This is a genomic window from Micrococcus sp. Mcc28 (assembly GCF_024519775.1).
GTDB classification, from domain to species: Bacteria; Actinomycetota; Actinomycetes; order Actinomycetales; family Micrococcaceae; genus Micrococcus; species Micrococcus luteus.
In genome coordinates this window covers 89,475-103,089 of the sequence record NZ_JALJRH010000010.1, presented here as the reverse complement: position 1 = coordinate 103,089, position 13,615 = coordinate 89,475, and the positions used below count along the sequence as shown (strand labels likewise).

Sequence of the window (13,615 nt, the reverse complement as noted above, 5' to 3'; positions counted from 1 at the left end):
CCGTCAGCGGGTCATTCCCTGGCCACCTATGGGCAGCTTTTCATGGCCGCTTACAATCGTCGTCTTGCCGGTCCCGGGTGGGCCGTTCACACCCATCAGACCTGGCCCGCCCGCCTCGACGACCTCGGCCCGCGCGATGACATCAATGCGGGCGGCTTGCAGATGCCCCGTGTGCTCGCGGGCAGTCATATTCGAGGAATTCAGCGGTGACTGCTGTGCCTGGATGGCGCACTTGCCCTCCTCCCCGAGGCTCGGCGGGGGCAATCCATCCCCCCTCCCGTCTGCCCTTCGCTCTCTCCCCCCGGACAACGACGTCCGTTCAGTTCCGGTTCAGCCCGAACCGGCGCGTCATCAGAGCGTCCTTGTAGTGCTTCTCCGCGGCGTCGATCTGGGCCTGCGGGGTATTGGAGCCGAACACGCGCAACAGGCTGAACGTGTACCGCTCCGGCTGGTCGGGGTCGAGCTCCAGGGCATCCCGGAGGGCGACGTTCCCACCATGCCCGTCACGGGCGTAGGCCTCCCACCGTCCGAGCACACCACGCTCACCGTCGGCCTTGCCGACGTGGCACCGGCCCGCGGTCTCGTCGGCGATCAGGTAGATCCCGCGTACGGCCTCCAGGGCGGTGCGCCAGCCTGCGTAGCGAGTCTCGGTCACCATTGACTGCAGGTCCCCGTAGCTGAGCAGCACATGGTCGAAGCCGGGGAACGCCTCGGTGGTGGGGTCGGCGATCTCGAGGACGGGGAAGCGCGCCGCCAGGGGGCCGCGCTTGGCCCAGTTCACGGGGTCTGCGGACCACTCCACCACCAGGCGCTCCTCGAGGGAGGCCAGCAGCGGCACCGGCGCAACGTCGTAGTACCGGTACCGCTCCGTGCGCTCAGCCACGACCTCCCCGCGGTTCTCGTACACGGCGGTGAGGCGAGAACGACGTCCTCCCTCCCCCATGAAGATCAGCCAGTGGCGGGCGGGCTCCTTCGGGAACTTCCCCACGTGGTGCTGCTCCCGTGTGTAGGCGAGCACCCGCTCCGGCGTGGCCGCCGCCCGCGATGGCAGCCCCGACTCCTTGTAGGTGTGGCGGATGGCCAGGATGGTGGATGAACTCATTGACCGGGCCAACGAAAAAAAGACCTCGAGAACCAACGTTTCCTCGCCGGTCTGGCCCACGAGCAAATGCGTGCGGTCCTGAGCACCACGGGCCTAGCCCATTGGCACAGCAGGCATCATCGCAGTCGCCGCCATCACTGGTCCGGATGGGCTCAGACAGATTGGTCAGATGTTGCCCCAGGTCGCTCAGCGCGCCGTCCGCAAGTAGTCCGTCCTCAGGCCACCTTCCCCGCTTCCACCTCGGCCCGCGCCCGCACCTCGGCCAGTACGGCCACCACGGCGTCCGCAGCATCCTGCGGATACACGGCATCGACGCCACCCAGTGCGAGATACGGGTCCTCGTAGAGCCGACCCGGGTCCACCACGCCGTTGCGCACCAGGTCGTCCACGAGCATGCGGGTGAAGCGGATCTGGCGCGTGGTCCACCTGCCCTCGTCCAGGAACGCGGCCAGCGCCTCTTCCGCGGCCCGCCGCTCCAACCCCACAAGACTGCGCACGAAGACGCCCAGCTCGGCGCCGGCGTGCTCACGCACCCAATCCAGCTCCGGCCGGTCAGATCCGCCCGCCGCCACCAGCATGCGACCGAGCTCCTCGAGATCCGTGGCCGTCAGCGGCTGGTTGCCGCGGAGCTTCCGCAACGCCAGGGTGTCCTCCTCGGCGCGCAGGAAGGCCATGGCCTTCTCGCGGTAGCGCTCCCAATTCATGCCCGGCCGTGCCGGCACCACGACCACCTCGTCGATCTCCCCCAGGGTGTCCACGAAGTCCGTGTACACCGGTGAGGAGCTCAGCCTCGGCAGGAACACCACCAGTCCGCGCAGGCTCTCCCGCAGCGCCTCCACGTCAACGACGCCAGCGCCTTCCCACCACAGGTCTTCCGCAACGGAGCGCAGCAGGGACTCTTCCACCTTGACGGCTGGGATAGCCAGCTGACTCAGCAACGCACCCGCGACCTCCTGGACGGATCTGCGGCAACGCTCCGCCAGGGCGGCATCACCGTCCAGGGTGGCCAACTGCCAGCGCAGGGTCACGAGGTCGAAGCGCTTCGCTGCTTCGTCCGGGTCACGCAGCGTGGAGGGCAGTCCGGCCACATGGTCGGCGAGTTCGTCGACATCCTCGGCGGTCACCGCGGCCCACGCATCGGGCTCGGACCAGCGCTCCACGTGGCGCCGGTGCTTGCGCACCAGCAGGTTCTGCATCGGCATGCCCTCCACGTAGGAGTGCAGCCAGGTGGCGTGGGCCTGGCGTACGACGCTGGCCGAGCCCGCCTCCCCATCGCCCTCGCGCGCATCCAGGGCCGCCACAATCCCGGCCCGTGCCTCGAACAACCGCTGGGTAAGGGACTTCTGCACGGAGGACCCCGGCTCGGGGAGATCCTGGTTGAAGTAAGGCAGGTTCTCTCCGAAGTCGAAGACGGTGAAGTTCTTCTTGTCCTGCCCGGGCCCGAACAGATCGGGACACAGGCGGGTGCCGCGGCCGATCATCTGCCAGAACTTGGTCTTGGAGTGGACCACCTTGAACAGCACCAGGTTCACCACCTCAGGGATGTCCACCCCGGTGTCCAGCATATCCACGCTGATGGCGATATGTGGGGCCTTGTCCGAGTCGGAGAAGTCATCCAGCAGTGCGTCGTTGAACGCGGTCTTGCTGGTGATCACCCGTGCGAACGTCCCGCCCAGCTCGGGGAACCGCGCGTTGAATCGACGCTCGATGAAGTCGGCATGATTCTGGTTCTTCGCGAACACGATGGTCTTGCCGAGCCGGTCACCGCCGGCCACCTTCTGACCGCGCTCCATGAGCAGCTCCAGGACCTTGTCCACGGTGTCTTCGTTGAAGAGGAACCTGTTGACCTGCTCGGAGTCCACGCTGTCCGGGGGGCCGTCCTCGCCCCAATCCAGCGCGTCCCACTCGGCCTTCTCCTCGTCGGAGAGGTCGGCGTAACGGATCCCCTGGCGCAGGAACTCCGTCCCCGCGGACACCCCCAGCGGCGGCACCAGGTACCCCTGCTCCACGGCCTCCTCAAGGTCGAAGGCGAAGGTGGGCACCCCGTCCTCGAGGTGGAACAGCCGGTAGGTGTTGTGGTCCACCTCGTCCTTGGGTGTAGCGGTGAGGCCCACCAGCAGGGAGTCGAACCAGTCGAAGATCGCGCCGTACTTCTGATAGACGGAGCGGTGGGCCTCGTCGATGATCACGAGGTCGAAGTACCCGGCGCCGAACCTCCGCGTCCCACCGTCCTGCCCGTCGTGCTCCAGCAGATTGAGCATGGTCGGGTAGGTCGCGGTGTAGACCCGCCCCTCCCCGCGCTTCTCGTCCTGCAGGTTCACGACGGCGGTGTCCGGCAGGTTCGCGGCAAACGCCCGTTTGGCCTGCCGTACCAGGGCCGTCCGGTCCGCGAGGAACAGGACCCGCTTGACCCAGTTCCCCCGAATCAGCTGGTCCACGAGGGCGATGGCGGTCCGGGTCTTGCCGGTGCCGGTGGCCATGACCAGCAGGGCATCGCGCTGGCGGGCGGCGAGGGCCTGCCCGACGGCGGAGATCGCCTCCAGCTGGTATGGCCGTCCCGCGATGTCCACGTTGACCGGCACGTCCGTAAGGTCCTGGCGGACGGTACGCCGCTGGATGAGGCGCTCGAGCTCGTCGGCGGTGAAGAACCCTTCAATCTCACGGGGCGGGTAGCCGCCGGCCTCGCCGAAGGCCGCATCGTCCCAGAACCAGTGGTCATAGCCGTTGGTGTAGAAGATCAGCGGGCGGCGAGCGAACTGCGCTTCAAGGGCGTCAGCGTATCGGCGGGCCTGTTCCTGGCCTTCGAGCGCGCTCTTGGTGGTGCGCTTGGCCTCCACCACGGCCAGGGGCAGACCATCGGCTCCCCAGAGAACGTAGTCCACACGCCCGGTGCCGCCGGGGGTGGGCAACCCGGTGACGGGGTACTCGCGGTCGCGAGCCTGGTCGAGGGGCCACCCGGACTCGGCGAGGAGGAGGTCGATGAAGAGAGAGCGGGTCTCCGCCTCTGCGTAGTCGTAGTCGTGAAGGTCGGGGAGTTCGCTGGTGGTGGCGGCGGCCTGGGCGGCGGCGATCTGCTCCCGCAGGGCCTGGATCTCGGCCTCGTACGCGGCGGCCTGCTGCTCGTTCTGCTCGCGGAGACGGGCGTTGTCCTCGTCCTGCTTCTTGAGCCGGGCAATCACGGCGTCGAGCTGCTCCACGCTCATGGCGGCCTTCTGCGGGGCAAGTGCGTGGTCGAACTGCGCACCGGTGGGCACGGCCTCCGGGTGCGGGCCGTGGTGGAACGCGGCCCAGACGAGCACGTGGAACAGCTCGCGCAGGATGGTGAGGGCGGCGCGGGCATCCAGCACGGAATCCTTGTGAACGGCGTTGTTGCCGGCCTTACGGAGGAAGTTGAGCTTGTCCACCACCGGGCGTCCGGCCAGGCCGGTGAAGGCTACCCCGTTGATGAGGCCGGAGAGGTCGGTCTTGTACGGGTCCTCGAGGCGATGGGTGGCGTAGACGAACTCGACGACCCGTTCGACGCAGCGCCGGGCATAGAACGCGGCCGCGCGCGGGTCGGTGCTCATGTAGCCCTCGGCCTGCGCAGCGTCCTCGTGAGCAACGGGGAGCGCCCGCTCCACCCAGTCCATGTTGCCTGCCATCAACACCCTCTCCGGCAGCTCACCACCGAGCCGCCCACTGTCATCCTGCCGGATTCACAGCTCCCCGCGGAATGCCCTGTGTTGGAGCGACGCGAACAGCTCGTCCTCCAACGCCAGTGCCCGCTCGACACGCGCTCGCTGCACGTCGATCTTCTCGACGACGGCGGCGAATTCTCTCTGCATATCGAGAGACACGTCCGGGATACGCAACTGCAACGTCCGTTTGATGTTGAGGTTGCTGATATTCGTCGTCTTATTGCCAAAGCTTCGCACGGTCGCTTGGACTCTGTCACTGTTGAACCAGGCGTAGAGGAAAGTCGGGTCGACGTCGGGGCCGGGACGAAGCGCTGAAACGAATCCGCCGATAGCCGACGGCTCCGGCAGGGAGTCAACGAAACAGCATTTTCCTACGAGGTTGTAGCTGTTCGCACTGGACACTAAGGTGTCCCCCTCTTGCAGATACTTTGCCTCGTTCTTGATGAGCTCTGCCGGGATGCGAATAAGATCCGAACTGTCCAGGCGCTTCTGCACATTCTTCGTACGCATCACGGGGACACCTGACTCAGCCACATCTTCGGGCTTGAAGGTGACGCCTCGTACGAAAGACGCAAGCTCCGATAGGGGCTGCCCGGGACCGGCCTCCCGGACGCGATCAGCGAACGCCACCTGGACAAGAGCAGCCAGTCGCTCGAGTTGCGCCCGCCGGCGCGACCGCTGCTCGTCAGCCTGGTCCAGAATCGCCGAAATGCGCCTTTGCTCCTTGAGATCAGGAAGCCTAATCGAGAGACGATACACATCATCCCGATTCAATCCTGGCACTGCCGCTGATTTATTCATTCCCTTGAGACCGAGAGCGCTAAGGATCCAATACAGCCACCGAAGATCGACGCCCTCCCCGAGAGGCACCGCCTCGTAGGCAGTATCTATAGGCCAAACATCACCGGGCACCCAGGTGACCGACCCGATTGACCCCTTCCTTCCTACGACAATCGCGGGGCCCGAACTGAGGGCTTGATCATGGAACCCCACGACGCCACTGGAGCCCACGACGGCAACAGGCCCCCCTCGGCGATCACCCTGTTTCAGCGCTTTCCCGTACTTAAGGGAAACAATGTCACCCAGCTTCACCGTCTTCACCGCAGCATCCCCTTGAGCTCCGCAGTCCCAGCGGCAATCTCGGCGTCGAGCTGTTCGAGGTCGACGAGGATCTCCAGCGGGTCCCGGTGCTCGACCTCCTCGATCTCCAACTCCTTGTACCGGTTCAGGGAGAGGTCGTACCCCTGCTCCACGATGTCCGCCTTGGGCACCAGGAAGGACTGCGCGGTCCGCGGCCGGTCCTTCTCTCCTGCCGGGTTCTGCCACCGCTGAACGAGGTCCGGCAGGTCGTTGGCCTCCACCGGCGTGCGCTTGTCGTCCAGCGAGAACCCATCGGCGCGGACGTCGTAGAACCAGACGTCGTCCGTGCTGCCGGGACCGTCGTTGCGGAAGAAGAGGATCGCCGTCGAGACCCCTGCGTAGGGCTTGAACACACCCGCAGGCAACTTCACCACCGCCTGCAGGTGATGGTCCTCCACCAGCATCCGGCGCAAGTCCTTGTGGGCCTTAGACGAGCCGAACAGCACCCCCTCCGGGACGATCACCGCCGCACGACCGCCCGGCTGCAACAGCCGCAGGAACAGGGCCAGGAAGAGCAACTCCGTCTTCTTCGTCTTCACCACGCGCTGCAGGTCAGAGCTGACGCCCTCGGCGTCGAGGGACCCGGCGAACGGCGGATTGGCGAGGATCAAGCTGTATTTGCCAGCGTCGCCGTCGCTAGCACCCTGGGCCAGGGAGTCCCGGTACGCGATGTCCGGGGACTCCACCCCGTGCATGAGCATGTTCATGCTGGCGATGCGCAGCATGGTGCTGTCGAAGTCATATCCGTGGAACATGCGCCGGTTGAAGTGCAGCCGCTGGTTCATGTCAAAGAAAAGTTCCGGGTGTTCCTCCCGCAGATACTCCGACGCGCCGACGAGGAACCCTGCCGTGCCACATGCCGGGTCCACGATCACGTCCTCCGGGGTGGGCGCCGTCATCCGCACCATGAGGTCGATGATGTGCCGCGGCGTGCGGAACTGGCCGTTCCGTCCCGCGGTGGAGAGCTTGGAGAGGAGGTATTCGTACAGGTCACCGGTGGTGTCCCGGTTTGTGAGGGGAAGCTTGTCGATCAGATCCACGGCGGTGGCGAGCATGCGCGCGTTGGGGATGGTGAAGCGGGCGTCTCGCATGTGGTGCGCGTAAGTGGAGTCCTCCCCTCCAATCTGCTGGCCGAGACGGCGCAGGAACGGGAAGACCTCGCGGTCCATGCGGGCGAAGAGTTCGTCCGAGGCGACGTTCTTCAGCTGGTGCCAGCGGAGGTGCTGGTGGTCGGCGTCGAAGATCGTCGTCTCCACCGGTTGGTTCGTGCGGCGCGCCTTGGCCTCGGCTTGCGTCTGTGCCTCATCCAGGCGACGCAGGAACAGCAGGTAGGTGATCTGCTCGATCACCTCAAGAGGGTTGCTGATGCCACCCGTGGCGAAGGCGTCCCAGACGCGGTCAACCTGGTTTTTGAGAGTTCCGGTGATCACGACGCGAGTGTACGGGGTGGGGCTTACAGCGTCCGAGGCGATGACTAGGCTGAGCACAGGGCGACACAAAGTCGCCCCGGCCCAGGGAGGAGGCGGTCCATGCCCACGGTGCGCGTCGACGTCGAGCCGGCCGTCCTGCGCTGGGCCCTCGAACGTGGGGGCATCGACCTGGCCAGCGCTACTACCGCACACCCCGACCTCGAGGCCTGGCTCAGCCGGACGAAGAAGCCCACCATGAAGCAGCTGGAACGGTTCGGGCAGAAGGTCCATGTGCCCTTCGGCATGCTGTTCCTCAGCGCTCCCCCGGCGCCGGCACCCATCCCCATCCCTGACATGCGCACGCCGGGCAGCCAGGGCGTGGATCACCCCTCCGCCGAGCTGGTGGACGTCCTGCGGGAGTGCCAGCTCCGCCAGGACTGGTACCGGGACCACATGCTCGCCATTGGCGCCAGCCCCGTGCCCCTCGTGGGCAGCGCCACGCTCCAGAACGATACAGAGGATGCCGGAACACGCCTCCGGGAGATCCTCCACTTGGACGCCCTGTCCGGCGCCGGTGACGCCTTCCGCAGCGCGCTCGTGGGCGCCTTGGAAGAGGCGGGGGTGCTGGTGATGATCAGCGGCTACGTCGGCAATGAGACCCGAAGGCCCCTGAACCCGGACGAGTTCAGGGGCTTCGCCCTGGCCGACGACCTCGCTCCACTGATCTTCGTCAACGGAACCGAGGCCAAGACCGCCCAGCACTTCACCCTCCTCCACGAGACCGCTCACCTGCTCCTCGGACACAGTGCGCTGTCTGATGCCCGCCCCGGACGCCACGCACCCTACGAGGAGGCCTGGTGCAACCGGGTGGCCGCCGCAGCCCTGGTGCCCCGCGTCGTGCTGGAGCAGCAGCAGGAGCGACTCAGCACGGAGTTCGACGAGGTGGTCGCCGATGTGGCCAAACGCTGCCAGGTGAGCCGCGCCGTCGTGGTTCTCCGGATGAAGACCTGCGGACTGATCACCCCTGCGGCCGCCGACGCGCAGCTCGCAGCGCTGGCCCGCATCCCTCACCCCCAGACCCCGGCGCCGAAGGGCGGAGGGGGCGATTATTACCGCACCGCCCGCTACCGCCTCGGCGTCCCGTTCACCACTGCCGTGGTGGCCAGCGCCCGGGAAGGCGGAACCAGCTACCGGGACGCGTTCCGCCTGCTCGGAACCCACAAGCGTGAGGTTATGGACACCCTGGCTCAGAAGATGGCGGCCGCATGATGTTCCTGCTCGACGCCAACACCTTCATCACGCCGAAGAACAGTTACTACGGGTTCGATCTCGCCCCGGGGTTCTGGACGTGGCTGGAGCGCGCTCATGCGGCAGGCTGGGTCGCCAGCGTGGAGGCCGTGCGGCAGGAGCTATGCCGGGGCGGGGATGAACTCGCCACCTGGGCGTCAAACCATCCGCAGCTCTTCCTCCCACCCACGTCAGAGGTGCCCCAGCGCATCGGCGAGTTGGCCCAGTGGACCCTGACCCGTCAGCCCGCGTATCAACAGGCCGCGCAGGACGAGTTTCTGGATGACAGCGCCGATCTGCTGTTGGTGGCGCAGGCTGCATGCATGGACGCCACCGTGGTCACCTTCGAGGTGCCCGCCCCTCAGGCGCGCAAGCGCGTGAAAATCCCTGACGCCTGTGCCGCTCTGGAGACCCGCTGCGTCGACCTGTGGGAATGCATGCGCCAGACCAGACCCCGGTTGACGCTCGACCTCGTGCCCTGAAGAACGATGCACGTCACTGATGCCGTCAGTCGACACAGTGAGTGCCTCACTCGAGTGAGTGACAGGCTCTCTGCACTCACTGACGGGGCGGTTTGGCGTCAGTGACGGCCGTCAGAACCCACCCGGGCCACCACCCGCATCACTCGCCAGGTTCGAGAACCGCGAATAGTGACCCTGGAACCCCACCACAATGGTCTTCGTCGGCCCGTTGCGGTGCTTGGCCACGATCAGGTCGGCCTCGCCGGCGCGCGGGGACTCCTTGTCGTACACGTCCTCGCGGTGCAGCAGGATCACCATGTCCGCGTCCTGCTCGATCGAGCCGGACTCGCGCAGGTCGGACACCTGCGGCCGCTTGTCCGTCCTCTGCTCGGACCCACGGTTCAACTGGCTCAACGCGATCACCGGCACGTCGAGTTCCTTGGCCAGCAGCTTCAGGGCACGCGAGAACTCGGCCACCTCCTGCTGACGGGACTCGACCTTCTTGCCCGAGCTCATGAGCTGCAGGTAGTCCAGCACCACCATCTTGAGGTTGTTCTTCTGCTTGAGCCGCCGGCACTTGGCGCGGATCTCCATCATGGTCATGTTCGGGGAGTCGTCGATGAAGAACGGCGCCTCGTTCAGCCGCCCCACGGTCGCGGCGATCTTGGACCACTGGTCATCCCGGATGGTGCCCTTGCGCAGGTCCTGCAGCGCGATCGTCGCCTCGGCGCTCAAGAGCCTCATGGCGATCTCGTTCTTGCCCATCTCGAGGCTGAAGAACACGGTGGCCATGTTGTGGTGGATGGCCGCGGCCCGCGCGAAGTCCAGCGCGAGCGTGGACTTGCCGACGGCGGGGCGCGCCGCGATCACGATCATCTGCCCGCCGTGCAGGCCCTGCGTCAGCTCGTCGAAGTCGTAGAAGTCGGTGGGGACGCCCGTCAGGCCCTCCCCCTGGTTGCCGGCCGCCTCGATCTCGTCGACGGCGTGCTCCATGATCTCCGCGAGGCGCACGTAGTCCTCGGACTGGCGGTTCTCCGCCACCTTGTAGATCTCGGACTGCGCCTCGTTGACGATCTCCTCGACCTCGCCGTCGCCCTGATACCCCAGCTGGGTGATCTTGGTGCCGGCGGTGACGAGACGCCGCAGGACGGCCTTCTCCGCCACGATCTCCGCGTAGAAGCTCGCGTTGGCGGCGGTGGGCACGGACTGGATCAGCTCGTGCAGCACGGCGGGGCCGCCCACGCGGCTGAGCTCCTGGCGCTTGTTCAGCAGGTCCGCCACGGTGACGGCGTCCGCGGGCTCACCGCGGCCGTAGAGGTCGATGATCGCCTCGTAGATCATCTCGTGGCTCGGCCGGTAGAAGTCGTGGCCGCGCAGCAGCTCCACCACGTCCGCGATCGCGTCCTTGGAGAGCATCATGCCGCCCAGCACCGAGCGCTCCGCCTCCAGGTCCTGGGGCGGCAGGAAGCGTTCAGAGGAACGGCCGCCGTCGTAGGAGCCCGAGTCTCCGTAGTTCTCAGTCAACGTCCGGAGACTCCCTTCCCACAGCCCGCACGACGGCGGCCCTCGCCGGTCTTCCCGGCCCTGATTCCTCTGTTGTCACCGCCCGTGCCGCCGCACCCTCCTGCAGGCGGACGCTGCGACGGTCCCCGGGGCGACGGTCCGAGCGGATGCGCGCCTGTCAGTGGTCACCTGCGGCCAATACCCGCCCTCGCGTTGGGGATACCACGCGACACTACGCGCGCCGTGGAGGCTGGGCAACCGCGTTTCCCACAGGCCTTGTGGACAACGTGTGGATTCGGCGGCGTGTCGTGTGGATCGCCTGGGGACCACGCTGGGGACAACCGCTCGGCCAGTCCCAGAATCCGGCTCTGACCTGGGACGATGCGATCCCCAGCGCTGTGGAGGAAGATTCTCCGCCCCCCTTTGGCCCCGGCCGCGGGACTTGACAGCACCCTCGTTTGCGCCCTCATCACACCGCCTGGTACATGCCTATCCACACCGTCGTCCACACCCGCCACATCTGTGGACAACTCCTGTGGACAAGGTGTCCGAATCTGGGGACGGCGAAGTTGACAGCCTCTGCCCGCGGCCCCGGGTCCTCCCCGTGCCCACCTCTCCCGGCCGCCCCGGACCGCCCGGCGCCGATGACTCACGCACGTCAGTGACCCGCCCCAGAGTCAGTGGACGGAACGCGAGCACGGTGCTTGGGTGGAACCCGTCGTCGTGTCGTCCGCCACAGTGAGGAGTCCGCCGTGACCCCGGCCACCACCGCACCCTCCCCGGCCTCGCTCCCCCTCGACGGCGTCCTCGTCGCCGACTTCTCCCGCGTCCTCGCCGGCCCGCTCGCCACCATGACGCTGGCGGACCTCGGGGCGCGCGTCATCAAGGTGGAGCACCCCGAGCGCGGCGACGACACCCGCGGCTGGGCCCCGCCCCGCTCGGCGACGGGCGCCACCTACTTCGAGTCCGTGAACCGCAACAAGGAGTCGGTCGGCTGGGACCTGAAGGACCCCGAGGACCAGCGGCGGGCCGCCGCCCTGGCCGCCCGGGCCGACGTCGTGGTCCACAACCTCAAGCCCGGCACCATGGAGCGCCTCGGCCTGGGCTACGACGACGTCGCGCGGGAGAACCCGTCCGTGGTCTACGCCGCCGTCTCCGGGTTCGGCGACCGCGAGGGCCGGGACCTGCCCGGCTACGACTTCATCGTCCAGGCCGCGGGCGGGCTCATGAGCATCACCGGCGAACCGGACGCCCCGATGAAGGCGGGCGTCGCCCTCGTGGACGTGCTCACGGCCAAGGACCTCACCGCCGGCGTGCTCGCCGCCCTGCTGCGCCGCGAGCGCACCGGGGAGGGCGCCCACCTGCGGCTGAACCTGCTCTCCTCGCTGCAGGGGGCGCTCGCCAACCAGGGCCAGGCCTGGCTCGGCGCCGGCGTCGTCCCGCGGCGGATGGGCAACGACCACCCCTCGATCGCCCCCTATCAGCTGCTGGCGTGCCGGGACGCGCTCTCGGCGCAGACGGCCGCCCACTGGCGGGACGTGCTGCAGGCCGAGCGGCTCCCGGTCGGCCTCGTGTCCACCGTCGCCGAGGGCGTCGAGCTGGCCGAGTCCCTCGGCCTCGAGCCGACCGTCGAGGTCCAGGACCGCTCCGGCGCCCCTGCCGGCCGGCAGTTCCGCCACCCGGTGCAGTGGGACCCGCCCGTCGCGCACCCGCGCCACGCGCCCCCCGCGCTCGGCGCGGACACGGCGGCCGTCAACACCTGGCTCGACGCCCGCTGACCACCCCGCAGAGAGGCCCCCCCGCCATGACCACCCCGTTCCACGCCGAAGCCGACTCGTTCCTCGGCCGCGCCGACGTCGTCGGCCTGGACTCCCTGTTCTTCGCCGAGGAGAAGGCCGTCGCGCTGCAGGTGCGCGGCTTCGTGGACGAGCACATCCGCCCGCACATCGCCCGCTGGTACGACGACGCCGTGTTCCCGCGCGAGATCGTCCCCGAGCTGGGCCGCCTCGGCGTGCTCGGCATGCCCTACGAGGGCCACGGCATGCCCGGTCGCTCGGCGGTGGAGTACGGCCTCGCCGCCCAGGAGCTCGAGGCCGGCGACTCCGGCCTGCGCACCTTCGTCTCCGTGCAGGGCTCGCTCGCGATGGGCGCGATCCACAAGCACGGCTCCGAGGAGCAGAAGGCGCAGTGGCTGCCGCGCATGACCACCGGCGAGGCGGTCGGCTGCTTCGGCCTCACCGAGCCGGGCGCCGGCTCGGACCCGGCCTCCATGACGACGACGGCCCGCCAGGAACCCGGCGGCGACTGGGTGCTCGACGGGGTCAAGCGCTGGATCGGGCTGGCCACCCTGGCCGACGTCGCGATCATCTGGGCGCAGACCGGCGAGCCCGGCGACGGGCGCGGGGTGCGCGGCTTCGTGGTCCCCACGGACACCCCCGGCTTCCGCGCCGAGGCGATCACCCAGAAGCTGTCCATGCGGGCCTCGGTGCAGTGCGAGATCCACCTCGACGGCGTGCGCCTGCCCGCCTCCGCGATGCTGCCGGCCGACTCCGCCGTCGGGCTCAAGGGCCCCTTCCAGTGCCTCAACGAGGCCCGCTACGGGATCATCTGGGGTGCGATGGGCGCCGCTCGCGACTCCTTCGACGCCGTCCTCGACTACGCGATGGAGCGGCAGCAGTTCGAGGTGCCGCTGGCCTCCCACCAGCTGACGCAGGCCAAGCTCGCGGACATGGCCGTGGCCATCGGGAAGGGCTACCTGCTGGCGCACCAGATCGGTCGCGCCAAGGACGCCGGCCCGCTCACCCCCGCCATGATCTCGGCGGGCAAGCTGGACAACTGCCGCGTGGCCATCGGCATCGCCCGAGAGGCCCGCGAGATGCTCGGCGGCAACGGCATCACCCTGGAGCACTCGCCGCTGCGGCACGCGAACAACCTCGAGTCCGTGCGCACCTACGAGGGCACGGACGAGGTCCACCAGCTCACGCTCGGCCGGCACCTCACGGGCATCGGCGCGTTCGCCCCGGCCCGCTGAGCCCC

The 13,615-nt window shown here is 68.0% G+C and carries 10 protein-coding genes; 5 read left to right on the top strand and 5 right to left on the bottom strand.

The window, feature by feature from the left end; all coding sequences use genetic code 11:
* A partial coding sequence (locus NR073_RS07135; RefSeq protein ID WP_230956189.1) for a hypothetical protein occupies positions 1 to 210 on the top strand: 210 nt, incomplete at its 5' end.
* 109 nt (positions 211 to 319) lie between these two features.
* Here NR073_RS07135 and NR073_RS07130 read toward each other — a convergent pair.
* The 4 genes from NR073_RS07130 to NR073_RS07115 all read right to left on the bottom strand — a co-directional run bounded on the left by NR073_RS07130 (position 320) and on the right by NR073_RS07115 (position 7,349).
* Complete coding sequence (locus NR073_RS07130; protein ID WP_044659829.1) at positions 320 to 1,102, bottom strand: GIY-YIG nuclease family protein; 783 nt, start codon at positions 1,100 to 1,102, stop codon at positions 320 to 322.
* 215 nt (positions 1,103 to 1,317) lie between these two features.
* Positions 1,318 to 4,743 (bottom strand): DEAD/DEAH box helicase family protein, encoded by a 3,426-nt coding sequence (locus tag NR073_RS07125; protein WP_228070676.1) that lies wholly within the window; start codon positions 4,741 to 4,743, stop codon positions 1,318 to 1,320.
* Between the two features lie 54 nt (positions 4,744 to 4,797).
* Positions 4,798 to 5,880 carry a restriction endonuclease subunit S gene (locus NR073_RS07120; RefSeq protein ID WP_080981675.1) on the bottom strand — a complete coding sequence of 361 codons (1,083 nt, stop codon included), beginning with the start codon at positions 5,878 to 5,880 and terminating at the stop codon, positions 4,798 to 4,800.
* Entirely contained in the window at positions 5,877 to 7,349 is a 1,473-nt protein-coding gene (locus tag NR073_RS07115) for a class I SAM-dependent DNA methyltransferase (RefSeq protein ID WP_002857768.1), read from the bottom strand. The genes NR073_RS07120 and NR073_RS07115 overlap by 4 nt, the downstream gene beginning before the upstream one ends.
* A 99-nt stretch (positions 7,350 to 7,448) precedes the next feature.
* Here NR073_RS07115 and NR073_RS07110 point away from each other — a divergent pair, with 99 nt between their 5' ends.
* Both NR073_RS07110 and NR073_RS07105 read left to right on the top strand, forming a co-directional pair.
* On the top strand, positions 7,449 to 8,597 hold the full coding sequence (locus tag NR073_RS07110; RefSeq protein ID WP_044659831.1) for an ImmA/IrrE family metallo-endopeptidase: 1,149 nt from the start codon (positions 7,449 to 7,451) through the stop codon (positions 8,595 to 8,597).
* Positions 8,594 to 9,097 (top strand): DUF4411 family protein, encoded by a 504-nt coding sequence (locus tag NR073_RS07105; RefSeq protein WP_044659832.1) that lies wholly within the window; start codon positions 8,594 to 8,596, stop codon positions 9,095 to 9,097. The genes NR073_RS07110 and NR073_RS07105 overlap by 4 nt, the downstream gene beginning before the upstream one ends.
* Positions 9,098 to 9,208: 111 nt before the next feature.
* On the opposite strand, the gene dnaB is transcribed toward NR073_RS07105, so the two are convergent.
* Entirely contained in the window at positions 9,209 to 10,600 is a 1,392-nt protein-coding gene (gene dnaB, locus NR073_RS07100) for a replicative DNA helicase (RefSeq protein WP_044659833.1), read from the bottom strand.
* Positions 10,601 to 11,331: 731 nt separating this feature from the next.
* Here dnaB and NR073_RS07095 point away from each other — a divergent pair.
* Both NR073_RS07095 and NR073_RS07090 read left to right on the top strand, forming a co-directional pair.
* Positions 11,332 to 12,357 carry a CaiB/BaiF CoA-transferase family protein gene (locus NR073_RS07095; RefSeq protein WP_144786616.1) on the top strand — a complete coding sequence of 342 codons (1,026 nt, stop codon included), beginning with the start codon at positions 11,332 to 11,334 and terminating at the stop codon, positions 12,355 to 12,357.
* A 26-nt stretch (positions 12,358 to 12,383) separates the two neighbouring features.
* Complete coding sequence (locus tag NR073_RS07090) at positions 12,384 to 13,610, top strand: acyl-CoA dehydrogenase family protein (RefSeq protein WP_036384480.1); 1,227 nt, start codon at positions 12,384 to 12,386, stop codon at positions 13,608 to 13,610.
* Positions 13,611 to 13,615: the final 5 nt, after the last annotated feature.